Here is a 23929-nt window from a genome sequence, read left to right as displayed (position 1 = left end):
AATGGCCAATAACCAGAATGCTGCAGTCCTATCCTCCGATCCAACCGTTCAGCCCGTTTCCGGTGACGCCCCCGTTTCCGGAACCCGCGCGCAGTCGCTGGAGGTACTTCGGGAGCTGGTTGGCCACCCGGAGGCCGACTTCCACGACGGCCAGTTTGAGGCTATTGAGGCGCTGGTCGACGGCAGCCGGCGGGCGTTGGTTGTCCAGCGCACCGGTTGGGGGAAATCGGCAGTCTATTTTGTGGCATCGCTGCTGCTCAGGCGCCGCGGGGCCGGCCCCACTCTGATTGTTTCTCCGCTGCTGGCACTCATGCGCGATCAGGTGGCTGCGGCTGCCCGCGCCGGTGTGAGGGCGGTAGCCATCAATTCAGCCAACCAGCTGGAATGGGACACCGTTCGGGAGCAGCTGGCTGCTGACGAGGTTGACGTGCTGCTGGTGTCACCGGAGCGGCTTACCAACCCGTCATTCCGGGAGAACCAGCTGCCGGAACTCATCCGCCGCACAGGGCTCCTGGTCATTGACGAGGCCCACTGTATTTCTGACTGGGGCCACGACTTCAGGCCTGACTACCGCCGGATCGCCGATCTGATTACACAGCTGCCGGATGCCGTTCCCGTCCTTGCCACTACGGCCACGGCAAATTCACGGGTGGTCCACGATATCGAGGAACAGCTTGGCAAAGGGGTACTGACTATCCGCGGCGCGCTGGGCCGTGACTCGCTGCGGCTGGGAGTGCTGACCCTGCCGGATTCGCGCGAGCGGCTTGGCTGGCTGCTGACGCATCTCGCGGACCTTCCCGGCAGTGGCATCATCTACACGCTGACCGTCTCCGCGGCGGAAGATACTGCGCGCCTGCTGGCCGAGGCCGGCCACAAAGTACTGGCATACACGGGCAGGACCGACCCCGCGGACCGGGAACGGGCCGAGCAGCTCCTCAAGGACAACCACGTCAAGGCGCTGGTGGCCACGTCTGCCCTGGGGATGGGTTTCGACAAGCCGGACCTTGGCTTTGTGGTCCACCTGGGTGCACCGTCTTCCCCGGTGGCCTACTACCAGCAGGTCGGACGTGCCGGCCGTGGAGCGGCCAATGCGGATGTCCTCCTGCTTCCCGGATCAGAGGACCGCGACATCTGGAAGTACTTTGCCACGGCGTCCATGCCGTCGCAGGAAAAGGCCTCGGCAGTCCTGACCGCACTGGCTGAAGCAGGCTCTGCGTTGTCCACGGTCGCTTTGGAAGCGCGCGTGGACCTGCGCCGCACACCGTTGGAGCTGTTGCTTAAGGTGCTCGCCGTGGACGGTGCCGTGGAACGTGTGGGCGGCGGCTGGCGTTCCACCGGCCAGCCCTGGATCTACGATTCCGGGCGGTACCGCCGCATTTCCGAGGCGCGCGTTGACGAACAGGACTCCATGGTGATCTACCAGGACACCGCCGGATGCCGGATGGAATACGTCACGTCCGTCCTTGACGACGCGACAGCCCACGCCTGCGGCCGGTGCGACAACTGTGCCGGGCGCTGGTTCCCCGTGGATATCTCATCCTCCGCTACGGAGGCAGCAGGCCAGACGCTCAGCCGCGCCGGCGGGGTGCTGGAACCCCGGCTCCAATGGCCCAGCGGCATGGACCGGCTGGGTGTTCCGGTCAAGGGCAAGATCAAGCCGGACGAAAGCCTGGCAAACGGCCGCATTCTGGCCAGGCTGACAGATCTGGGCTGGGGCGGCTCGCTGCGGGAGATATTCGCCGCAGGGGCTGCAGACACGGATGTTGATCCCGGTATGCTGCAGGCCTGCGTCCAGGTGCTGCGGGAATGGGGAACCGGCGATGGCCGGAACCCCGGCTGGAGCGGGGCAGGCAGGCCGGCGGCAATCATCAGTATCCCGTCACGCAGCAAACCTGCACTCGTGGAGTCTCTGGCCAAGGGGATTTCGGAGATCGGCCGCATTCCGTACCTGGGGCAACTACAGCCGGAGCACGGCGGGCCTGCTGGCGGACGGGGCGGCAACAGCGCCTACCGGCTGGCCGGAGTCTGGGACCGCCTGGTGGTGGGGCCGGAGCTGCAGGCTGCCCTGGCATCGATCCAGGGCCAGAGCGTGATGCTGGTGGACGATCTTGTGGACAGCCGCTGGACGGTTACCGTGGCTGGTCGCGCCCTTCGCCGGGCCGGCGCAGGTGCTGTTCTTCCGCTGGTGCTGGGCCAGGCCGGCTGACTTCGGCACCTGCATGGCGTTGCAGCGTCAGGCTGTCCAGCGTGCTCAGCAGCATCAGTGCTGCGATGGCCAGGAATGCTCCGCGGTAGGGCCCGGTTGGGTCGCCGGCAAAGACGCCGGGTGCGTCGAAAAGGCGCAGCAGCAGGGCGGCGACGGCGATCCCGGTCCCCGTGGCCAGCTGCACCAGGGTGGCGGAAACAGCGTTGGCTGACGTCAGCTGCGCAGGCACAATGTCCGCGTACTGCACTGAGGCGTAAGCCGAAAAGCCAATGGACCGGAACACGCCGCTGCACACCAAAAGGGCGAAGATCAGCGGTTCGGGAGTGCCGGCGTCGAGCGTTGCGCACAGCGCGAAAGTCACGCCGGAGGCCAGCGATGCGAACACCAGCACCGGTTTGAAACCGAAGCGCCGGATCAGGGGGGTGGTGGCAGGTTTAATGCCGATGTTGCCAATAAAGACTGCCGCCACCATGATGCCGGCGTGCAGCGGCGTCCAGCCAAAGCCGGTCTGGAACATCAGGGGCAACAGGAACGGCACCGCACTGATGGTCAGCCGGTAAATGAAACCGCCCGTGGCCGTGGCGCGGAAAGTGCGGGTGGCAAAGACCTTCAGGTTGAAGAGCGGATGCCGGGCCCGCCTCATCCAGAGAGCAGCCCCCGCGAGCGAACCAAGACCTGCGGCAATGCTCAGTGATGCCCAGGGGCCGTCCGGGTGACCGCTCGCGAGCTCCAGCCCCACCACGAGAGCCCCGACCCCGAGGGTGGTGAGGAACAAGCCGAACCAGTCCAGCCGGCGGTGCCGGTCACCGGCACCTGCCGGAACCAGCCGGAGTGCGGCAATGAACGCTGCGAGCCCCAGCGGCAGGTTAATCAGGAAGATCCAGTGCCAGGACAGATAGGTGGTGAGCGCACCGCCCACCAGCGGCGCCAGGACGGGAGCCAGCAACCCGGGCCACACCAGATAGGCCGTGGCCCGCAGCAGATCCGCTTTGGGCGTTCCGCGGAGCACCACCAGTGTGCCCACCGGCACCATCATGGCCCCGCCCGCCCCCTGCAGGACACGGCTGAGGGTGAGCAATGTCAGGTCCTGGCTCACGGCACAGAGGAGCGAGGCCACGGTGAAGATCGCGATTGCCAGGCAGAACACACGCCGGGCTCCCAACCGCTCTGCGAGCCAGCCGCTGACGGGAATGCCCATGGCCACCGTCATGAGGTAGGCGGTCATGGTGATGTTCACGTCCGCCGCGGCCACGTTCAGATCAGAGGCGATGCTCGGAATGGCGGTGGTCAGCACCGTGCCGTCCAGGAACTCCATAAAGAACGTCGCAGCCACCAGCAGTGCCAGCCGCGGATTCCAGGGATGGCCTGCCCCGGAGGCTGCGGCGGCCGGTGGCATGCTCATCGGGACGGTACCTGCCCGGGTGCGTCCTGGCCGGCCGCGTCCCGCCCTGTCATTGGCTGCCGTGCCGTTTCCAGCACGGCCATGGCAGCATTGTGGCCGCCGATGGCGCTCACAGCGCCGCCCCGCCGCGCCCCGGAACCGCACAGCAGGATCCGGGCATCGCGTGTGGCCACACCCCAGCGGAGGGCCGGGCTGTCAAGCGGGGAACCGTCCTCCACAAACGGCCAGTCGAGTCCACCGTGGAAGATGTTCCCGCGCGGCATGCCCACGGCCCGCTGGATGTCGAGAGTGGTTTTGGTTTCGATGCACGGCCGGCCGCCGGGTCCGGTCATCAGCAAGCCCTCAATCGGTTCAGCCAGCACCGAATTCAGGGACTTTACGACGGCGGCCTGCAGCTCTGCACGGCGGGCATCGTTATTCTCCTCGCTGATCAGACGGTCCGGGATGTGCAGCCCGAAGACCGTCAGAGACTGCGCCCCGGCCGCCCTGAGCGTCGGCGACAGGATGGACGGGTCCGTCAGGGAGTGGCAGTAGATCTCGCATGGCAGGGGGTCGGGCACAGCCCCGGACTCTGCCGCAAGGAAGGCCTCATCCAGCTGCGTCCAGGTCTCGTTGATATGGAACGTGCCGCCGAACGCCGCCTCCTGGCTCACCGACTGGTCCAGCAGCCGCGGGAGCCGTTTGAGGAGCAGGTTCACCTTCACCTGGGCGCCTTCCCGCAGATGGTTTGGATTTGCTGCCGGGACCTCCTCCGGTTCCCCTTCGGCGCCGGTCCGGAGCCGGTCCAGCACCACGGGTGCCACATTGGCCAGAATCCAGCTCCCGGTTGCCACCTGGTCTTCGCCGCCGAGGCGGAAGCTGACCGCCCCGTCCGGATCCACGGCCGTTACCTCGGCGCCTGTCAGCACGGTTGCGCCGGCCTCGCGGGCGGCCCGTTCCAGCTCGCCGGAAACTGCACCCATGCCGCCGATCGGCACATCCCAGTCCCCGGTTCCGCCACCGATCAGGTGGTAGAGGAAGCAGATGTTCTGCTGCAGGTCCCCGCTGTATGCCTGTGCGAACGTGCCGATCAGCGCGTCGGTCAGCACCACGCCACGCACCAGATCGTTTTCCAATGTGCTTGAGATGACCTCGCCGATGGGCTGCTCAATCATGGATTCCCAGGCGCCGGCCCCGCCCGCGGCGGACACCAGCCGCCGTGCCTCGGACCTCGTCATCAGGGGCGAGGTCATGGTGGGCCACAGTGCCTCGGTGAGCGTGCGGCAGGTGGCGTAGAAATCCGAGAAGGCCACGGCATCTCCAGCGGACGCTCCGACGCCGGGGAACGAGGCAGCCGTGGCGTCGGCGTCGGCGTTATCGATCAGCAGGCCGCTGCCGGGCTTTGCGGGGTCCGGCGTGTAGGAGGCATAGCGACGGCGGGCCAATTTGATCCGGAGCCCGAGGTCATCGATGATCTGCTGCGGCAAGAGGCTGACCAGATAGGAGTACCGCGAAAGGCGGGCATCAACGCCGTCGAATGCCTGGGCCGAAACGGCGGCACCGCCAGCGTGGTCGAGTTTCTCCAGCAGCAGCACGTTCTGACCCGCTTGTGCTAAATACGCTGCGGCCGCCAGCCCGTTGTGCCCGCCACCTACGATGATCGCGTCGAACGCGTTGTTACCAGCCATCCGTCTATCCTGCCACCAGGGCCGGACCAAGAGCGCAGGGTGTCCGAAACCCGGACCCGCTCTCGCCAAGACCGGAAGACGCAAGAGGCCCGGGTACGCAAGAGGCCCGGGTACGCAAAAGGCCCCGGTCCAGGGACCGGGGCCAAACGCGGAGACGGGGGGATTTGAACCCCCGGTGGAGTTGTGCCCCACACTTCATTAGCAGTGAAGCCCATTCGGCCGCTCTGGCACGTCTCCAATTGCTATTACTAGCCAACCAAGGATACTCAGAACGGGCCATGCAGTGCAAAACGGCCACCTGGCAGCCCGAACGGTGCCAACACCGGGGTCAGCGAAGCATCCGTACTTCCCGCAGATTCTCCCACTCGGCCATGACCTCATCGGCGCCGTCCAGCTCGAATCCGAAGTGCCGGTAGAACTCCACAGCACGGGAATTCTCGGCAGCCACCCACAGGCTCGCGGGTTCATCGCCCACAGCAGACTCCAGCAGCCTCCGCCCCAGCCCGAGGCCCTGGTGGGACTCCAGCAGGTACAGCCCCCAAAGCATCACCGGACGCACCGGAAGCGGGAGCTGACCTTCTGCGCCCGGATGCTGGCGGCCGGCAAAGCCAACTACCGTGCCGCCGTCGCACGCCACCCAGTGGTCCGCCAACCGGGGGCCTCCGACAATCCGCTGCCACATGCCCAGACGCCCGGCGGGATCCAGCGCGTCCAGGAAACCGTCGGAGAGAATACCCCGGTATGTTTGCTGCCAGCATCGGGTGTGGACGTGTGCCACGGCTTCGGCGTCGCCTGGCTCGGCCGGCCGGACGCTCAGGAGGCCGGCTGCGCGGCCGGTTTCGGCAGCCGGCCCATCCTCGCCACCTGTCGCGCTCATGCAGTCCTGCCGGCCAGTGACCGCCAGAGGAAGTGCTGGCTGCGGCTTTGCAGGGCGGCGGCCTGGCGGTTGTCCGAGGCCCCGGCATGGCCGCCCTCGAGCGCTTCGTGGAACCAGACGTTGGGGATGCCCATGGCCTGCATGCGGGCCGCCATCTTGCGCGCCTGGACCGGGCCGACGCGGTCATCGGAGGTGGCCGTCCAGATGAACGTTTCGGGGTAGTCCACGCCGTCCTTGAGCAGGTGGTACGGCGAGAACGTCCTGATGTACTCCCACTGCTCGGCCACGTCCGGGTCCCCGTATTCGGCAATCCACGAGTGCCCGGCGGAGAGCCGGGTGTACCTGCGCATGTCCAGCAGCGGTACACCACAGGACACGGCGCCAAAAAGCTCGGGGTACTGGGTGAGCATGTTGCCCACCAGAAGCCCGCCGTTGGATCCTCCCACACAGCCGAGTCGCTGGCGCGACGTGACCCCGCGCGAGATCAGGTCCCTTGCCACGGCAGCGAAATCCTCATAGGCGCGCTGTCGGTTTTCCTGCAGGGCAGCCCGGTGCCAGGACGGACCGTACTCGCCGCCGCCGCGGATGTTGGCCACCACGTAGACCCCGCCGCGGCTGTGCGGCGCTTCGCCTGCTGCTCCCGCCGATTCCTCAGTGCGGCGCTCCAGCCAGGCGCGGCCGATCGCGCCGCTGTACGCCGGAGTCCGTGAGATCTCGAAGCCTCCGTAGCCAGAGAGCTGCGTCGGGTTCTGGCCGTCCAGGACGAGGTCTCTGGAAGCCACCTGGAAGTACGGCACCCGGGTGCCGTCTGCCGAGACGGCGAAGTGCTGCTGGACCTCGTAGGCGGAGTCGTCGAAGAATGAAGGCGACGATTTAATGACGGAGTGCGTGCCGACCACGCCGCCGTCGTGCCCGGAGTCCAGTGAGTAGCGTGCCTGCCGTCCCCGCGTCAGCGTCCCCCGGGTCAGGGTGCCCGGTGTGGTGAATCCTGTGGCCACGAGCCAGAAGTCGTCGCCGGAGCCGGGACCGTCACCGGAAACGGCGTCAGGGGCGCCGTCGGACCCCGCCTCGTCCTCATCGTCAACCGCATAGGCGTTGACGTCATGCAGTGGCGGGCACGCATCCAGCACGGAAGAGGCCCACGCACCGGCCGCGGGGCCCGAATCCGTACCAGGCTGCGAAGGATCCAGCACACGGATCTCCGAGGACACATCGCGCAGGAGGTTCAGCAGCAGGAAGTTGCGGGTCCAGCTCCAGGACTGCAGCGAGGTGTGCTGGTCTGGGGCGAACAGAACGGTCAGCTCGCGGAAGCCCGCCAGATAGCCCTCAAAATCGGCGGCAAGCAACGAACCTGCAGGGTACGTCGTCCCGTTGACCGACCAGTCGCCCTGAGGGCGGAACAGGAGCCAGTCTCGGTGGGCGCTCAGGTTCACGTCGGTGGGCACATCAAAAGCAACCCAGGAATCGTCGCGCAACAGGGAAGTGCTCCGGTTGAAGAAGTCGATCCAGTCCACAGCGAACGTCCGCTCGAAACCGGGGGTGGAGTCGTGGGCCACAGCCGCCATCATGTGGTCCTCGGGGATCTCGAACAGGCGTGCGGCTTCCGGCAGGGTCTGGCCTCGGTGCAGCTTCACGGCCGTCCGTGCGTAGGAAGATGCCGTCCGCGGCAGACCTTCGGCGGTGGTGGCCACCAGCAGCGTGTCCGCATCCAGCCACGAAACGTTGCCCTTCGCCGTCGGGAGGTCAAAACCGTCGGCCGCCGGGTCAACAAAACCGCGGGTTTCGACGTCGAACTCGCGGTAGCGGTTGGCGTCACCGCCGTCAGGGGAGAGGGCAAGCAGCGCCAGCCGGTACGGTTCGCCTGCTGCCGGGCGGAGGAAGGTGGCGCCGTGGAAGACCCATTCCTCGCCTTCGGCCGCGGCCAGGGCATCCACGTCCAGCAGCACCTCCCACTCCGGGGAATCGGTGCAGTAGCTGTCCCAGGAGGTCCGGCGCCACAGGCCCTTGGGGTTCTGCTGGTCCTTCCAGAAGTTGTAGTACCAGCCGCCCCGCTTGCCCACCATGGCGATCTTGTCCGTGGAGTCCAGCACCTCCAGGATATCGCCCTCAAGCCGTGCGTAGTCGGCGTCCTCCAGGAGGTCCTCGGTGCGGGCGTTCTGCTCGCGGACCCAGGCAAGCTGCTGCTCGCCGTAAATGTCCTCCAGCCAGATGTTCTCATCGGTCGGTTCGTGGGCTGTTCCGGAAGCGGATGCTTGGCCGGGCGCGGGCGTGTGATCAGCTTCTGTGGTGGTCATGGCCCCATCCAAGCAACATCAGCGCGTTGCCCGCAAGTCAAGAGAGCAAGTCACTTGCGGATACGCTGGATGTCGTGGGCACATCGCAAGGCATCCGGACAGCGCTGATAGGTGCCGGCCCCCGGGGTACCAGCGTGCTGGAGCGACTGCTCGCTAACCAGGCCTCCGCCGCGTCATCAGGAGCCACATCCGGGCCTCTCCACATCGACGTGATTGATCCCTATCCCGCCGGCCCGGGGCATGTCTGGCAGCCAGCGCAGTCCCGGCTGTACCTCATGAACACACAGTCGTTCTATCCCACGCTTATTCCTGAAGACCCCCGCCTGGCCGCTCCGATTGCCGGCGCCACGTTCGATCAATGGCGTGCCCGGCAGCAACAGGACCCGCTGCCCTCGCTGACCGTCGATGAACGCGCGGAACTTGCAGGCCTCGGGTCGCGCGGCTTTCCCAGCCGCGCACTCTACGGCAGGTATCTCCGCTCCACTCTGGACGAGCTGCTGGCACAGCTGCCCGACGGCGTGACCGTTGTTTTCCATAAAGCGTCCGCCACCGCCGTGCGCCGCTCCGGAAACGGAATGTTCGACGTCGACCTCGCGGGCGGCGGAGCCCTCACGGTCGGTTCCGTGGTGCTGGCGCTTGGCCATTTGGAGTCCCGGCTCAATGCGGAGCAGCGCGAGCTGAAGGATGCCGCCAGCCGGCTTGGGTTGCAGTATCTGCCGCCTGCAGCACCCGCCGACGTCGACTGGTCCAGCGTCCCTGCCGGCCAACCGGTGTTGGTCCGCGGCATGGGGCTGAACTTCTTCGACGTGATGGGCCAGCTCACGGAGGGCCGAGGCGGCAAATTCGTGGACGGCGGCGCAGGTGCGGGTGGCAGCCGTGCCGGGAACGGCCGGTCCACGCTCGAGTACCTGCCTTCCGGTCAGGAGCCGCTGATTATTGCGGCCTCGCGGCGCGGAACGCCCTACCGGGCCAAGGCCACTCTCGCCGGCTATTACCCCGTTTCCGTAACACTGCGCTACTTCACGGAGGCAGCCGTGGTCCGTTTCGTGGCTGCCGGGATCCGCCCAGGGTTTGACCATGATCTGTGGCCCCTGCTGCACCGCGACGCCCTGTGGGCCTACTATTCAACGCTGGTGCGCTCGCAGCCGGACGCGGTCACCGAACCGGCGGAGTTTCTGGAAGCCCTTGAGGACGCGCTCCATCCGCACGCCCACGCGGCCGAGAAGTGGGAGGCGGCCGTAGACGCCGTGATCGCCATCCATGTCCCTCCCCTCCACTGGCTGGACCTTCCGGGCCTGGCGGCTCCTTTGGCCAAGCGCTCCTTTGCCTCCCGTGCGGAACTGGACGCCGCCGTCGTGGATTATCTGCTCGACGATGCCCGCCGCTCAGCCCTTGGCGAGGACGACCCCGTCAAGATGGCAATCGGAGCCCTCCATCACGGGCGTGCCGTCCTCAAGTCGGCAGTGGCCGACGGCGGCATCACCGATGAATCCTGGGTGGCCGGGCTCCGGGGCTGGTTCGAATCCTTTGTGGAAGGGCTGGCCAGCGGGCCGCCTGCTCTCCGCGCCGAGCAGCTCGCGGCCCTGGCCCATGCCGGGATCGTACGTTTCGTGGGACCGGATCCCAAGTTCGGGCTGGACCGCAAAGCCGGGACGTTCACTGCGGTCTCGCCGTGGGTGCAGGGCGGCCCCGTAGAGGCCAGGACCATGATCGAGGCACTGGCCCCCGCCAACCGCGTTGCCGTCAATGAATCGCCGCTTCTGGAGCAGCTCCTCGCTGACGGGCTGGCACGGCCCCGGCTCATGATGACGGCGGAGGGCTCGCCCGTGCAGACGACGGGCCTGGACGTCAGCCCGCACCCGTACCGGCCTGTGGGTGCGAACGGCGCCGTGACTGACGGTCTGTATGTGCTGGGCCTCCAGCTGTCAGCAACCCAGTGGGGCACCGCGATTGCAGCCGAGGCCGCGCAGCAGCACGGGCCCGTGTATGCGAGCGGCCAGCGCACCCTTCGCGACGCCGACGAAATCGCCCGGCACATCCTGGGTCTCAACGGATAGCCTGGCTGTCGGGCTAAATGACTAGCCGCGCAAGCACTGCTGGTACCTGGCCCGGGCGATGGCGTACTTGATCCATCCAACAACGTCGTACCACTTGGTCGGCGGAACGGGCGCGGTGCAGACCGGCGGGACGGGGCCGCTGCAGACCGGCGGGACGGGGCCGCTGGCGGCCACTGTCACATCGGCCTTGACCACGGTTCCGGATTCGGCGGCCGTCAGGACCAAGGTGCCGGCCCCTTCGGCAGCTCCGGCCGGAACCTTCAGGTCCGCCGAGGCAGCACCGGCGGAAACCGGCACCGTCCCCAGCCAGGTGACAACGCCCTTGGAATCGGTGAACACTGCGGTGAGTGACTTGTTGACCGGGCTGCCCAGCGAGGTGAGGTCCAGCTTGGAAACGGCCAGGGTGATGGCCTGCCCGCCCTTGACCGAGGCCGCTGTGGTGTTCACAACGGCAACGGTGCGGCGGGCGAAATCCGGTGTGACCGTAGTGTGGTCCTGCAGGTACTTGATCCAGGCATCGCGGTCCACGAGGCCGGAGTCCTTGGTATAGGCACCCTCCTTGAAGATCCGGAAATTGTCGCCACCCGTGGCCAGGAAGCTGAGCGTGCCGATCCGGTAGGACTTGGCCGGATCAATCAGCGCACTGTTTACCCGGATGGACGTGATGCGGTCACCTGCGGCGCGGGCGGTGTCGTAGGTGTAGTTCACGTTCTTCGACAGTCCCAGCTGCTGGTAGGCACGGCTGGGTACCGTGCCGTCCGGGTTGGTCTGCCACTGCTGCTCAAGGAGGGTCTTGAACTGTGCGCCCGTCAGAGAGGTGGCCCACAGATTGTTCACAAACGGCAGGACCGAGTTTGCCTCTGCGTACGTGATGGTGCCGTCCGGTGCGTAGTAGAGCTCGTTGCGGAGTCCACCGGGGTTGACGACGCCGATTTCAGCGGCTCCGAGCCCGGCGGACTTAAGCGTTTCCACGAGCGAGTCGGCCACCAGGTTGCATCGGTGGACGTTCCCCGGCAGAATATGCCGCCTCCGGCCCGGGGCCCCCTTGGCCTGGTCGCTGTCAGTAGTGCTTGTTTTCCGGACAGCCACCCCAGATGCTGACCATCACCAAAGAATACCGGCCGGTAGCTTCAATTGAAGCTGCCGGCCGGTATTTTGTATGACAATTACCTGCGCGAAATAGCGCTGAGCTCAGGCTTTCGCGCCCTGCTCTTGTCCGCCCTGCCCCAGGTCCTCGACCACCTTGAACGTGGCACCAGTGGGATCAGTCAGCGTGGCCAGCCGACCGAAGGGGCTGTCCTCTGCAGGCTGCACGACAGTCGCGCCCATACCGACTGCCTTCTCGATGGACTGGTCGGTGTTCTCGACGGCGAAGTAGATCTGCCAGTTGGAGGGGATCTCGGCAGGAAGAAACGCAGACGCGTCCAGGATGCCGGCTTTGGCTGCGTCGCCCGCGCCTAGGGTGGTGTACCGGAACTCCGGGGTGTCGCTCATGACGTCCGTGTCCCACCCGAATACATCCTGATAGAACTTCACCGCAGCGTCGTAGTCCTTGGCGTGGAGCTCGTGCCACGCCGGGGTCCCGGGTTCCGCGACAATCTGGTAGCCCTTCATTTCGCGGGGCTGCCAGACGCCGATTGCGGCCCCGGTAGCATCGCCGAACATCGCCATATGGCCCTGTTCAGGGACGTCCATCGGCTCCATGTAAATCTGGCCGCCGTTGGCTGTCACTGCGGCGGCAGTCGCGGCGGCGTCGTCTGTGCGCAGGTACGTCGACCAGATGTCCGGCATGGATGCCTGGTCTTCCGGCTTCTGCATGATCCCGGCCACGGACTTGCCGTCCTTGGACGCGGAGATGTAGCCGCCGTATTTCTCCTGGTCGCCGGTCTCGAAGGTCCAGCCGAAGAGTTCGCCGTAGAACTGCTTGGCTTTGACGGCGTCCGAGGTCATCAGGTCAATCCAACAGGGTGCGCCGGGTGTGATGTCAGGGGTAGGCATTGTGTGAGCTCCTGGTTTGGTCTGTGGCTCGTGTCCACAGATTTGTGTGGGCGGTGGAGACACGAATGACACTATGCCCCGGCTCTGACACTTTCAATGCTTTTGTCCGTCGGGATGCAGACGGAAATGCCAAGGTCCGCAGAAACGACGAACCCCGGGTCACCAGCCATGCTGGCGAACCGGGGTTCTTTCGCGGAAGGTAAGAGATTCGAACTCTTGGTACGGGGTTACCGCACACTGGTTTTCAAGACCAGCTCCTTCGGCCGCTCGGACAACCTTCCCTAACGAGTAGTGTTTCATAGGCAGTTGGCTGCAACAAAAACCGGGGTCTGGCGGTTGCCGTTACTGCACAATAGCTTTGGGGCAGGAATCAGCTAGAAAACGGGAGTTCTCCATGAAAGCCGTCTACATTTCAGAGGCCGGCGGGCCGGAAGTGCTGGAAATCCGGGAGGTCCCGGCTCCGGTGCCGGGCGACGGCGAGGTGCTGATCGACGTCGTGGCGGCCGGACTCAACCGGGCAGATGTCCAGCAGCGGAAGGGCTTCTATCCGCCGCCGGCTGGTGTATCCGAAGTGCCGGGGCTGGAGGTTTCTGGCCGAATTGCAGGGTTCGGCCCGGGGGTGTCCAAGCCGTTCTCCGTGGGCGACAAGGTGGTGGCACTGCTCGCGGGTGGCGGCTACGCGCAGCAGGTGGCCGTCCCGGCAGATCAGGTGCTGAGAATTCCCGACGGCGTGGATCTGGTTTCCGCTGCGTCGTTGCCCGAGGTGGCCGCAACGGTCTATTCAAACCTCATCATGACGGCGCAGCTGCAGGCCGGCGAAACCGTCCTGATCCATGGAGCCACCGGCGGAATCGGCACCATGGCAATCCAGCTGGCCAAGGCGTTCGGCGCCAAGGTGGCCACCACGGCAGGCACAGCGGAAAAGGTCAACACTGCCAAGGCCTACCTCGGCGCGGACATTGCCATCAACTATGCCGAGGAGGACTTTCCGGAAAGTCTGCGTGCACAGAATGAGGGCCGCGGCGCGGACGTGATCCTGGACGTTGTGGGTGCCAAATACCTTCAGCAGAACGTTGATGCGCTCAATGAATACGGGCGGCTCGTGGTCATCGGACTCCAGGGCGGCACCAAGGGTGAGCTGGACCTTGGCGCGTTGCTGCGGAAGCGGGCCGTGGTCGTTGCAACCGCGTTGCGCCCGCGGACTGTCGAGGAAAAGGGCGTGATCATGAACGCCGTCCGTGAGGCCGTGTGGCCGTTGATTGCCGATGGCCGGATCAGGCCCCTGGTAGCCAGGACATTCCCGCTGGATCAGGTCCGGGCCGCCCATAAGTATTTTGACTCCGGCGATCACGTGGGCAAGATTCTGCTGGTGATGTAGACCCGCACTCAGGCCCCTGGTGTGACTGTTAGCCGATTCTGGCGGTGAATTCGCAGGATGAGTTGGCGGTTTCGGCGTCCCCCCGGCCTCAACATCCCTTGCCAAGCGGATATAGGGTTGCTCGGGAGTATCCGTCCGTCAGCGGAACGCTCACTGGGACAGCTAAACTATTGGACGTCCAGAAAACAGGACCGGGGTTGCTGCCCCGTAGGGCGGGCGCATGAATGTCGGCGCCGTACCGGTTGCGGCCCTGATCGCGGCGCCGGCCCGGTCGATTTCATTCCTGACTCCGGCGGGGGACAGCCTGGTCAGGTAGGGGTGGCTGAAGGTGTGGTTGCCGACCGTGTGGCCGGCATCGGTGACTTGTTTGGCGATGCCGGGGTTGGCGGAGGTGTTGATGCCCTGCATGAAGAAGGTCGCCGCCGCGTTCTTCTCTTCCAGGATGGACAGCAGTTGCGGGGTCGTTCTGAGTCCGGCCCGTCGTCGTAGGTCAGGGCAGCGCAAGGGACCAGATCGCATTTGACGTGCCTCAGCCCCGGGGCCGTAGCGGGCGGCGCGGCCACGGGGGCCTGGGAGCGAACCTGGCTCAAGACATTTCGGTCGAAGTCGCTGAACGCACTCCGGGCCTCGCGCGTCCCGATGGTGACCGTGACCGCTTGGGCCGGGCGGTGTTGGATCCCGGGCGTGGCCGTGGTGACCGTGAGTGCCCCCTGGGAGTCCAGGAGCACATCCGGCAGGGCCGCGCCGTCGGGCGATGGCAAAGCTCTATCGTCCGCCGCTTCAGCGACTATGGCATGAATTCCCGGGAGGGCTTCGGGCCGCAGCAGGTCCGTGGCGCTGTGGACTTCTCCGGTGCCGGTATCGGCGTAGGGCTGTTGCCGTGAAGCCTCCGGTGCAGTTTTTGCTGGCCGGCGCGCCGCCCGGTGTGGTCGTAGTTGTAGCGCTGGAAGTCTGCGGCGCCCGCTCCGCCTAGGCGGGGTACGACAGGTCCCTGGAGGTAAATTAACGCCGAAGATGTGCAAAAACCTTGAAAACTAGGGGAGAAACCGTTGTTTATTCAGTTGAATGATTGTTTCGGTTGGACCAAGACCATGCAGAAATTCGACGAGGCATTCCCGAGGCGGAAACTGCTGCCGGGCATCTGGTCGGGTGTTCCAGGGCACTGGATGGTTACGCCGCACAGGTCTACGCAGTCACTCTTCCGTAGGCACGCCGGTGCTCTGCCGGCGGCGTTCGGGGAGTGTGACGGTGATGATGGTTCCGTGCGGGCCGGTGCTGGTCACCCGGGCGTCTCCTCCCCGGCTGGCGGCTGCTTCCCTGACCAGGGAGAGGCCTATTCCGTGGCTTCGCTGTTGTGTTCCTTCACCGGTGGGGTGGCCGTGGGCGAAGCGGTCAAAGATCCTTGATGGCTCAATTCCGGTGATGCCGGAGCCGTTATCGGCGACGCTGATCCGGACTTTGCCGCCGGTGGCGGTGACGGTCACGGCGATATCCCCGCCGGTGCCGGCGTGGGCCAGGGAATTATCCACCAGTGCATAGATCACCCGGCGCAGCGTGTGGGCCGGCAGATCAACCCACGCGGCGCTGAGGCTCTTCACGGTCAGCCCGACACCGGCTTCGTCGGCCAAAGGCGTCATCTCCCGGACCGTTTCGGCAATCAGCTCAGCGGCATCAACTATCTCCGCCGGGCGTCGTGTGGTCTCGGATGTTGCCGTCAGCAGCAGGTCGTTGACTGTCCGTGTGAGCGCGGCGGCGTCTTTTCGGAGCTGGGCGACTGTGTCCGAGATCGGGGTGCCGGGTGTTGTTTGCCGGTTCGCCAGCTGAAGTCGTGAGTCGAGGACGGCCAGGGGCGTGCGGAGCTCGTGGCTGGCGTCCTGGACGAATCGCCGCTGCGCGGCCAGGGCCTCTCCGAGCGGTCGGACGGCGCGGCGGGCACTGATGAGGCCGACGGCTGCGGCAAGGATGATGCCCACGATGCCGCCGCCGATCAGGGCCAGAAGCAAGTCGCTGCTGTCGATGTAGATCCGGCCGGGCTGGGCGGCGTGTTCAAGGATTTCCCCTGGTTGTGAGCGCCTGAGGACAAACAGGAACGACGCGGCGATGACAACGGCAACCAGTGCCGCGCAGGCCGCAGCGATCTGGATACTGACCCTGCGGGACGCTGCCCGGAGGATGAGTTGATCGGCATCCGTGGGTTTCATTGCGGTTCTCCGATCCGGTAGCCGGCTCCATGGATGGTGAGGATGACGGATTTTCCGACCTTTTTGCGCAGGTAATGGACGTAGGTATCGACCACCGACGGGCCGTCCGTGCCCTCAAACACGGCGGTGAGGAGTTCGGGACGGGAAAAGACCCGGCCGGGGTTTCGTGCCAGGAGTTCAAGCAGCCCGGACTCGCGGGGTGAGAGAACCACCCGGGCCCCGTAGGCTGACGACATGATCCGACCTGACGGGTCGAAATCCCAGGAGCCCAGCGGCAGCATGGTCCGGGGGCTGTCATAGGTGCGGGTCAGGGCACGCAGCCGGGCTGCCAGCTCGTCGGCGTCGAAGGGTTTGACCATGTAGTCGTTGGCTCCGGCATCGAGTCCGTCGATTTTGTCCTGGACGGCTCCGAGGGCGGTCAGGATCAGTACGGGCGTGGAAACCTGCTTCCTGCGCAGCGCCGCGATCAGGGAGGCCCCGTCCAGGAGGGGCAGTCCCCGATCAATTACCAGCACATCCCAGTCCCCGGTCAGGCCCAGATGGAGGCCCTGCTGCCCGTCTGTGGCCAGGGTGACATTGAACTCGCCGCCGAGCAGCTGGACTGTCAGCGGCCCGAGCTGATCGTCATCTTCAATCAGAAGTACGCGTGGTTTTGCTTCTTCGTCCATGGTCGCATTCTGCCAAGAAACCGCGTCCGGGGGACACCTCACCCCCTGGTCGCCCATTTACCGGGCCGGGTAAGGGACAGGGCCAAAGCGACGCAGAACATTGACCCTGGCCAGCAAGCGGAGGGCGTAGCGGTTCCACAGGCCGGCAAAGAACGTAATTCCCGCAATGGAGACCGGGAACGACGCTGCCACATCGGTCGGGTAATGAACACCCAAATAGACGCGTGAGGCGGCCACCGCCACGGCCATCACTGCACCACAGGCAAGCGTCGGGCGCTCCCACCGGGTGCCGCGGGCGAGGAGGAAGAGGGCGATAGCCAGGGACACCGCAAGTGAGGTGTGGCCGCTTGGGAAACTATTGGAGGCGGGCTCCGACACCAGCGGATCCAACAGGGCTCCGGGATCCGGCCGATGCCGGGGCACCAGAACCTTGAAAACCTCGCTGCTCAGCCACCCGGCCGATGTGATAGCACCAACGGCGATCGCGTTGACCGGGCTGCGCCGTTCGACCAGCAGAAACAGGCACACCAGCACCAACATGATGATTCCGCCGACTGGGCTGAAAAGACTGTTCAACGCCAGCGCCAGACCGTTCAGCACGGTCGAATGATCCCGGCTCACGGCCTGGTCAATGGCAAGATCCGCAGCCGTCAGCGCCCGGACAGACTTCATGGTCAGTCCCAGGGCAAGCACGGCCACGGCGAGGACGGCCGGCAATAGAATCCAATGCCTGATCTGCGGAAGCACACCCATGCGCGTCTTCACCTCCGGTTGCCGATCGATAGTCTGACTTTTCACAACTGCCCTCCGCTCCCGCTGATTCAACGGGACTCGACTGATGATTTCTTTTTCAGTGTTCGGAACGCGTTCTAAGGAACCGCTAAGAACCCGGAACCTGCCCTTCGATTGCGTGGTCCGGGCAGTTGGTGGTCGAGGTATTCGCCATCGCCGGCCACCTGGCCTCCTGCGCCAGCCTGGCCCCGGTGACCTGGCGCTCCGGGACGTCCATCCGCGCCCGCCCCGAGGAGTCACCGTCAACATGCACGCCTGGGCCACCCTCGCCGCATGCCGCGAACGGGTATAGAGTTCCCCCAATGTGTCGACCCGCTCCACCACGGTCCATGAGACGGCTTGGCAGCAGCGGGTCAGTTGCGGACGCAATGAGAGGAGTCACCGTGGCTAAGAACCCCGGTATTGCGCTACGGGTCGGGCTGGACTATTACCACGCCTGGACGAACAAGGACCTCGATCAGGCGATGACGTACATCTCCGAGGAGATCGTGTGCGAGGCACCGGCCGGGCGCATCGAAGGCGCCGAGGCATATCGGGCCTTCCTGGGCCCGTTCGTGCAAATCCTTACCGGTTCGCATCTGATTGCCGCCTTCGGTGATGACGAGACGGCGCTGCTGATGTACGGCACCGTGACAGTCCCGGTCGCCAGCGCACCCGGGGCGGAGTGCCTCACTGTCACGGACGGCAAGATTACCCACAGCGTGTTCGTGTTCGATCGGGCCCCGTTTGATGCCGCGCGGAAAGCGGCGACCTGACTCTGGAGCGCGGCTTCGACTGCCGGCGCGAAGTCCAGTCAGGAGGGTTCGACCGCAGCCAATGACCGCCCCTCTAGCGGCCCAGGCCGCCAAAGGGACAATTCCCCGGGGTACGTTTCAACTGATTGCGGCCGCCGGATAGCTACTGCGCCATCCGTCTGGCCTGTCGGCACGCATCATCCGCCCCTGGCCGCCTCTGCTCGTCGCCGAAGCCCTTGACCGGAAGTCGCGACTGCACGGATTTTCGAGACGTATCAAACTGACTTCACCTGCGGAAATGCGCGGAATCGGCACGATGTTCGAGAGCGTCGCATTTCCAAGGAAGTGCGACGCCCTACCGGCGTCGATAAGGGTATTGGTGCCCGCTGTAAGACCCGAGAAAATACCCCAGGCCCTCCACGGGTACCGGAAATGTCTATACAAGCGTCGTCCTTCGTGTCCCATCGGGTTCGGTGATGATCTTGAAGGGTGCCTGGGTGACCTGCTGTTTCGGGTTGTTTCTGAACGCGGCGTTGTGGGCTCTAACCCATTCCTGCTCTTCCAGCCAGACGTAATCAGGACTTTTCCGGGTAGCGCCTGATCCGAAACGACCTTCGATCTGGCGGAGCATGCGGCTGAGCCTGCTCCTCGAGAGCGCCGGCCGTTGCATCGGTGGCGACGGCCAGCTGGGCCAGGGCGGTGAAGTGTTGACGGGCCAAGGCAATAGCCAGGTCTGCCAGGGCTTCTGCTCCGTTGCGCTGCATCAAATCCAGGACGACGCCGTGCATGCGCTCTGGCAGATGCCCTGGCGGTCGTGATTCCTCAGCTGTGCGTGAGAGTGACTGCGGCCAGCCCTGGGTGATCGTAAAAGAGTCCCATGGCTTCACACTACGCAGCTCACTCTCCGTCGCTGATGCTGATCAGGTGCCAGGAGAGGGAGCGGGGGGCCCGCTGCAGGTGGAATGTCCGTAGCTGCGCCCGTGAGCTAAGGCGGATTATCTGCCTTCCAGGAGCGTTAGTGCAGGTCAGCGTCGAATGCTACTGCATGGCACGTTAGCCGCGACCGGATGACGGAACGCCGGGTGCACTCGGGGTTGCCTCAGCCGGTGCGGCCCCTGCCTCATATGCAGCAGGGGCCTGGGTTGCGCGGGAGCGCCGCTTCCCGCGCCATGCTGCAAGACAAGCCCGACAGGGCGGGAAGAGCACCCCGTCGGTCGCGGCCGCCGTCAGCGGCAGGATTCACGGGGGCGGTCTGCCCGGGGCCATCCCGCCCTGATATCCGCCATAGTCCGTCAGCGGGGAGCCGGCGCCGTCCGGCTCTCCGCAGTCAGAGACTTCCAAACGCCGGATTATGGCCGGTTATCGACCTGCGGGTCGGCGATGCCGATGTACTGGGTGTCGAGGTATTCCTCGATGCCTTCCAAGCCACCTTCGCGTCCGAGTCCTGGCTGCTTCACCCCGCCGAAGGGCGCTGCGGCGTTGGAAATGACTCCGGCGTTGAGGCCGAGCATGCCAGTCTCCAGACCCTCGCCCATCCGCAGTCCACGGTTGAGGTCGCGGGTGAAAACGTAGGCCACTGCTGTTGGCCAGATGGACGGCTTCGTCTTCGGTAGCCCGGCCCGTCGACCGGGGCGCCGCCAAGCAGTACCTTGGCGCCGGAGGCAACGGCGTCGGTGACGAGTTCGTGCACCTTGTCCCGGCTCTTGGCATCAATCAGGGGCCCCACCGTGGACTCTGCCTCGGTGCCGCGGGCCGCGGTCATGCCAGCCATCTTCGCGGCGAACTTCTGCGCGAACTCGTCGGCCACGGACTCGCGGACGATGAAGCGGTTCGCGGCCGTGCAGGCCTCACCCATGTTCCGCAGCTTCGCCAGCATCGCACCATCGACTGCTGCGTCCAGGTCCGCGTCCTCGAACACAACGAACGGGGCGTTGCCGCCCAGTTCCATGGACGTCCGCAGCACCGTCTCGGACGCATCGGACAGCAGGCGGCGGCCCACCTCGGTGGATCCGGTGAAGGAGAGTTTGCGGAGGCGCTGATCCTTGATCAGCGGCCCGGTGGTGGCGCCGGCGCTGATGGTGGGGATGACGTTGAGCACGCCCGCAGGGAGTCCTGCCTCCTGCATGAGCTCGGCGAACAGGAAGGAGCTCAATGGGGTGAGGGCGGCGGGCTTGAGCACCATGGTGCAGCCTGCGGCGACGGCCGGGGCGATCTTTCGGGTTGCCATGGCCAGCGGGAAGTTCCATGGGGTGATCAGCAGGCACGGACCCACCGGCTTTTTCTGCACCAGCAGGCGGGACTTTCCGTCCGGGGAGACCGAGTACCGGCCGAAGGCGCGCACGGCTTCCTCGGAAAACCAACGCAGGAACTCGGCGGCGTAAGCTAGCTCGCCCCGGGCCTCGGCCAGCGGCTTGCCCATTTCCAGGGTCATCAGGAGCGCGAAGTCCTCGGTGCGTTCGGTGACGAGCTCGAGGACGTCATTTGGAACGACGTAGTCAACGGCCAGGTTGGAAACCGTCAACTTAGATTGACGGAGCAGCCGATATGGAAAACCCAACACGTGACTGTTAACCCAGACTCTTCATCCGATGTCTGGGGGTTGGCGCGCGCGCTTCGAGCGGCGCTCGGTGCACACGGCGCGATGGCGGTTCCTGTCGCACAATCTCGGGCAGCGGCACCGGCAACGGCAATCGTGGTGATGGCTCTGACGCTCAGCGCACCAAGCATTTCGTCGATGTAGCTTTGACCTTCCAGTTCCATACCGTTCCTTTCGGTGACCGGTCGAACATCGGATTCACCGCGAAGTACCTCCAGTCGGACCTAGGTGCGTGGGTCAGTAGTGAGGGTGCCGGTTTTTAAAACGCCGGCGGATTAACCGGGGCCTGTTAGTGGCGGCTGGGAGAATCGGGGGTATGGATACCGGTTCTTCCGCGCAGGATGGTTTGTTTGACGAGTCTCTGGTGGGGCGGGTCGAGCAGCCCGCCGATGTGCCGATGGATGCCAATGGTGGGGCCAGGAAGCGCTTCAAGGCGTTCGTGCCGGATGCGGTGATGCTGGTCCCGCCGTCGCTGGAGGAGTGGTTGCCCCAGGGGCATCTGGCCCGGTTCATTGGTGAGCTTGTTGACGGGGAACTGGATCTGACCCGGTTCTATGCCTCCTATGCCAAGGCGAAAGGCCAGCCGCCGTATGATCCGCGGTTGATGCTGCGGATCGTGCTCTACGGATACTGCGTCGGGGTGCGGTCCTCGCGGGAACTGGAAAAGGCGTGCACGGACGTCGTCGCGTTCCGCTGGCTGGCCGCCCAGCAGGCCCCGGATTTCCGGTCCATCGGACGCTTCCGCGAACGCCACCTCGCCGCGTTGGCCAACGTGTTCCTCCAGGCGCTGGAACTCTGCCGGGCCGCGGGCATGGTCTCGTTGGGCCACGTCGCACTGGACGGGACGAAGGTCCGGGCCAACGCCTCGCGGCACAAGGCCATGAGCTATGCCCGGCTGACCGCGAAGCAGAAGGTGTTGGCCGATGAGATCAGTGACCTGATGGCGGAGGCCAAGACCGTGGACGCGGCCGAAGATGCCCGCTTCGGGCCGGGCAAACGCGGTGATGAACTGCCCGTCGAACTGGCCAACCGGGCCCGGCGCGCCGCCGCGATGGCCACCGCCCGGGAATCCCTCGAAGCCGAAGCCGCGGACAAGGCCCGCCGCGAGGCCGAGGCGAAGGCCCGGGACCGTGGGGATGATGACGAGGATGTCTCCGGCAAGGGCGAAGCGGCCGCGTCGGCGGCGGAACCGAAGCCCACGGCGCAACGCAACTTCACCGACCCTGACGCCCGGATCATGAAGACCGCGGACGGTTCCTACCACTACTGCTACAACGGGCAGACCGTCGTTGATAAAGATCACCAGGTCATCGTGGCCAGCGAGTTGAACAACACCGCGGTGGACGTGCAGCAACTGGTCCCGATGGTTCAGAACGCCCAAGAGACCCTGAAGGCCATGCCCGGGAAGTGGAGCGCCGACGCCGGGTATTGCTCGGCGGCGAACCTGGAACACGTCAAAGACCTTGAAGCCAGTGGAACCACGGAGTTCTTCATCTCCACCAGGCGGATGAAACACGGACGCCCGGTCCCCGAATCACCCAGGGGCAGGATCCCGGCAAACGCCACCCCGGCCGAGCGAATGGCCCGGAAACTGAAAACGAAGAAGGGCCGGACGGTCTACGCCCGGCGCAAAGCCATCGTGGAACCGGTCTTCGGACAGATACACACCCGGCAAGGCAAACACGTTCTGTTGCGCGGGCTGGAGAAGGCTGCCGGGGAGTGGAAGCTGATGGCCGGCTGCCACAACCTGCTCAAACTCTTCAGTTACCGCACCGGCCCCGCCTGAACACGGCCCCGGGACGGGTGTCCCGGGATCGAGCCTGCACCACCGAACCGCTACCCATCGGAGCCTCCCGGCTTTCTCCCGCGAAAATGCCGGCGGCCGGCCCCCTTCCCAGGAAAAGGAGACCGCCCTCGGCCCGTCACGGCGCAAACCTGCGGAACCGTCAAACCACTACCGACTCACGCACCTAGGCATCACGCCGGCCGTATTCGGGATCTGAGGTCAGGATCCCCTGGCGGTAGCCCCAGCTATGGCTCGAGCGCTCCAACCGGCCTTCGATCCGCTAAGCGTGTTTGGGGTCCAGGGCGAGGGTAATATCCTGCCCGGCCCGTAGTGGATATTTTCCTCAGAACCCGATCCGCACGAAGAGCTTTACCCCTCCGAGGCCAGGGTGGCAAAGGCATGGCTGGCGGCGCTCTGATAGGCGCCTGCCCTTCGAAGCAGGGCTACGGTGCGGCGTGGTAGCGGCTGGGTCATGCTGATCGGATAGAGGTTTTCCTGTTCGCGGGCGATGGCGTCGGGCAGCACGGTGGCAAACGGGCCGTGGCGCACGATTTCTACGATCGCATTGACCGAGTTGGCTTCGATGACGATCCGGGGCGCTATCCCGTGCTCGTGGAAGTATCGGTCGATATGGTGGCGAGTAGCGAATTCCCTGCTCAGCAGCGCAAGCGACTGGTGCCCCAATTCCTGCACCGTCAACGGTGCCTGCTGCCCGACGCGCGGGTGCGATGGACCGACGACCAGGCTGAGGGTTTCGGGAAACAACGGCTGCGCCTCGATCGGAGACGACACTGACTCGGCGAACGCGATGCCAATGTCGAGACGGTCCTCAGCCAGCTCTGACTCGATCCGGTCCTGGGTCATTTCCTGGATGCTCAGGGTTATCCCGGGATAGCGGGAGTTGAACCGCCGCACTAGCGGGCCGATCAGGTAGGCCGTGAATGTCGGGGTCATCGCGAGCCGGAGCGAGCCCCGGCTGAGGTCCTTCACATCGTGGATGGCACGTTCGCCGGCGCTGAAGTCCAGCAGCGCCCGGCGCGCATAGCCCAGATAGATCTCGCCGGCGTCGGTCAGACGCACTGTCCGGCCGCTACGGTCCAGCAGCTGTGCGTGCAGCGAATTTTCCAGTTGTTTGATTTGCTGCGAAAGGGTCGGCTGCGAGACGTGTAGCGCCTCGGCCGCCCGGGTGAAGTTCTGGTGTTCGGCGACCGCGAGCAGGTAGCGGGCATGACGTAGAAGCATGCTACCAACTATAGCGAATAGTAATCGGTTT

Annotated in this window: 18 protein-coding genes, 2 tRNA genes and 2 pseudogenes; 6 read left to right on the top strand and 16 right to left on the bottom strand. The window is 65.4% G+C overall.

Annotated elements, in window-relative coordinates; all coding sequences use genetic code 11:
* Position 1 precedes the first annotated feature (1 nt).
* Positions 2 to 2206, top strand: coding sequence for a RecQ family ATP-dependent DNA helicase (locus V3C33_03970; GenBank protein XAS68476.1), 2205 nt, complete (start codon positions 2 to 4; stop codon positions 2204 to 2206).
* Here the strand turns inward: V3C33_03970 and V3C33_03965 are convergent.
* The 5 genes from V3C33_03965 to V3C33_03945 form a co-directional block, all read right to left on the bottom strand.
* A complete protein-coding gene (locus V3C33_03965) occupies positions 2130 to 3608 on the bottom strand; it encodes an MFS transporter (GenBank protein XAS68475.1) in 1479 nt (492 codons plus the stop codon). The genes V3C33_03970 and V3C33_03965 overlap by 77 nt on opposite strands.
* Positions 3605 to 5275 (bottom strand): NAD(P)/FAD-dependent oxidoreductase, encoded by a 1671-nt coding sequence (locus V3C33_03960; protein ID XAS68474.1) that lies wholly within the window; start codon positions 5273 to 5275, stop codon positions 3605 to 3607. Before V3C33_03960 ends, V3C33_03965 begins: the two co-directional genes overlap by 4 nt.
* A gap of 149 nt (positions 5276 to 5424) precedes the next feature.
* A tRNA-Ser gene (locus tag V3C33_03955) sits at positions 5425 to 5512 on the bottom strand.
* A gap of 91 nt (positions 5513 to 5603) precedes the next feature.
* Positions 5604 to 6152 carry a GNAT family N-acetyltransferase gene (locus tag V3C33_03950; protein XAS68473.1) on the bottom strand — a complete coding sequence of 183 codons (549 nt, stop codon included), beginning with the start codon at positions 6150 to 6152 and terminating at the stop codon, positions 5604 to 5606.
* A complete protein-coding gene (locus tag V3C33_03945) occupies positions 6149 to 8446 on the bottom strand; it encodes a prolyl oligopeptidase family serine peptidase (GenBank protein XAS68472.1) in 2298 nt (765 codons plus the stop codon). The genes V3C33_03950 and V3C33_03945 overlap by 4 nt, the downstream gene beginning before the upstream one ends.
* Positions 8447 to 8520: 74 nt before the next feature.
* Between V3C33_03945 and V3C33_03940 the strand changes: the two genes are divergently transcribed.
* Positions 8521 to 10503 (top strand): FAD/NAD(P)-binding protein, encoded by a 1983-nt coding sequence (locus V3C33_03940; protein XAS68471.1) that lies wholly within the window; start codon positions 8521 to 8523, stop codon positions 10501 to 10503.
* 21 nt (positions 10504 to 10524) lie between these two features.
* Here V3C33_03940 and V3C33_03935 read toward each other — a convergent pair.
* The 3 genes and pseudogenes from V3C33_03935 to V3C33_03925 form a co-directional block, all read right to left on the bottom strand.
* Positions 10525 to 11496: pseudogene (locus V3C33_03935) on the bottom strand (5'-nucleotidase).
* Positions 11497 to 11694: 198 nt separating this feature from the next.
* Positions 11695 to 12501: a VOC family protein gene (locus V3C33_03930; protein ID XAS68470.1), complete on the bottom strand. Its 807-nt coding sequence runs from the start codon at positions 12499 to 12501 to the stop codon at positions 11695 to 11697.
* Between the two features lie 193 nt (positions 12502 to 12694).
* A tRNA-Ser gene (locus tag V3C33_03925) sits at positions 12695 to 12782 on the bottom strand.
* A gap of 113 nt (positions 12783 to 12895) precedes the next feature.
* On the opposite strand from V3C33_03925, the gene V3C33_03920 reads away from it, so the two are divergent.
* Positions 12896 to 13879 (top strand): NAD(P)H-quinone oxidoreductase, encoded by a 984-nt coding sequence (locus V3C33_03920; protein ID XAS68469.1) that lies wholly within the window; start codon positions 12896 to 12898, stop codon positions 13877 to 13879.
* 162 nt (positions 13880 to 14041) lie between these two features.
* Here the strand turns inward: V3C33_03920 and V3C33_03915 are convergent, their stop codons facing one another.
* Entirely contained in the window at positions 14042 to 14398 is a 357-nt protein-coding gene (locus tag V3C33_03915; protein ID XAS68468.1) for a polysaccharide deacetylase family protein, read from the bottom strand.
* A 5-nt stretch (positions 14399 to 14403) separates the two neighbouring features.
* Between V3C33_03915 and V3C33_03910 the strand changes: the two genes are divergently transcribed.
* Positions 14404 to 14763 (top strand): hypothetical protein, encoded by a 360-nt coding sequence (locus V3C33_03910; GenBank protein ID XAS68467.1) that lies wholly within the window; start codon positions 14404 to 14406, stop codon positions 14761 to 14763.
* A gap of 309 nt (positions 14764 to 15072) precedes the next feature.
* Here the strand turns inward: V3C33_03910 and V3C33_03905 are convergent, their stop codons facing one another.
* The 4 genes from V3C33_03905 to V3C33_03890 all read right to left on the bottom strand — a co-directional run bounded on the left by V3C33_03905 (position 15073) and on the right by V3C33_03890 (position 17793).
* Positions 15073 to 16080 (bottom strand): HAMP domain-containing sensor histidine kinase, encoded by a 1008-nt coding sequence (locus tag V3C33_03905; protein ID XAS68466.1) that lies wholly within the window; start codon positions 16078 to 16080, stop codon positions 15073 to 15075.
* Entirely contained in the window at positions 16077 to 16748 is a 672-nt protein-coding gene (locus V3C33_03900; protein ID XAS68465.1) for a response regulator transcription factor, read from the bottom strand. The genes V3C33_03905 and V3C33_03900 overlap by 4 nt, the downstream gene beginning before the upstream one ends.
* 57 nt (positions 16749 to 16805) lie before the next feature.
* Positions 16806 to 17501, bottom strand: coding sequence for a phosphatase PAP2 family protein (locus V3C33_03895; protein ID XAS68464.1), 696 nt, complete (start codon positions 17499 to 17501; stop codon positions 16806 to 16808).
* A gap of 127 nt (positions 17502 to 17628) precedes the next feature.
* On the bottom strand, positions 17629 to 17793 hold the full coding sequence (locus tag V3C33_03890) for a hypothetical protein (protein XAS68463.1): 165 nt from the start codon (positions 17791 to 17793) through the stop codon (positions 17629 to 17631).
* A gap of 130 nt (positions 17794 to 17923) precedes the next feature.
* Between V3C33_03890 and V3C33_03885 the strand changes: the two genes are divergently transcribed.
* Complete coding sequence (locus V3C33_03885; protein ID XAS68462.1) at positions 17924 to 18295, top strand: nuclear transport factor 2 family protein; 372 nt, start codon at positions 17924 to 17926, stop codon at positions 18293 to 18295.
* Positions 18296 to 18849: 554 nt separating this feature from the next.
* Here V3C33_03885 and V3C33_03880 read toward each other — a convergent pair.
* Positions 18850 to 19038 carry a hypothetical protein gene (locus V3C33_03880; protein XAS68461.1) on the bottom strand — a complete coding sequence of 63 codons (189 nt, stop codon included), beginning with the start codon at positions 19036 to 19038 and terminating at the stop codon, positions 18850 to 18852.
* Between the two features lie 585 nt (positions 19039 to 19623).
* Positions 19624 to 20744 (bottom strand): annotated as a pseudogene (locus tag V3C33_03875) (aldehyde dehydrogenase family protein).
* A 442-nt stretch (positions 20745 to 21186) separates the two neighbouring features.
* On the opposite strand from V3C33_03875, the gene V3C33_03870 reads away from it, so the two are divergent.
* Positions 21187 to 22656: an IS1182 family transposase gene (locus V3C33_03870; protein XAS68460.1), complete on the top strand. Its 1470-nt coding sequence runs from the start codon at positions 21187 to 21189 to the stop codon at positions 22654 to 22656.
* Between the two features lie 369 nt (positions 22657 to 23025).
* Here V3C33_03870 and cynR read toward each other — a convergent pair whose 3' ends face one another.
* Positions 23026 to 23898: a transcriptional regulator CynR gene (gene cynR, locus V3C33_03865; protein XAS68459.1), complete on the bottom strand. Its 873-nt coding sequence runs from the start codon at positions 23896 to 23898 to the stop codon at positions 23026 to 23028.
* Between the last annotated feature and the right edge of the window lie 31 nt (positions 23899 to 23929).

The sequence above is a fragment of the Micrococcaceae bacterium Sec5.7 genome (assembly GCA_039636785.1).
In the GTDB taxonomy this organism is placed as follows: Bacteria; Actinomycetota; Actinomycetes; order Actinomycetales; family Micrococcaceae; genus Arthrobacter.
This window is presented reverse-complemented; position numbering and strand designations above follow the sequence as displayed.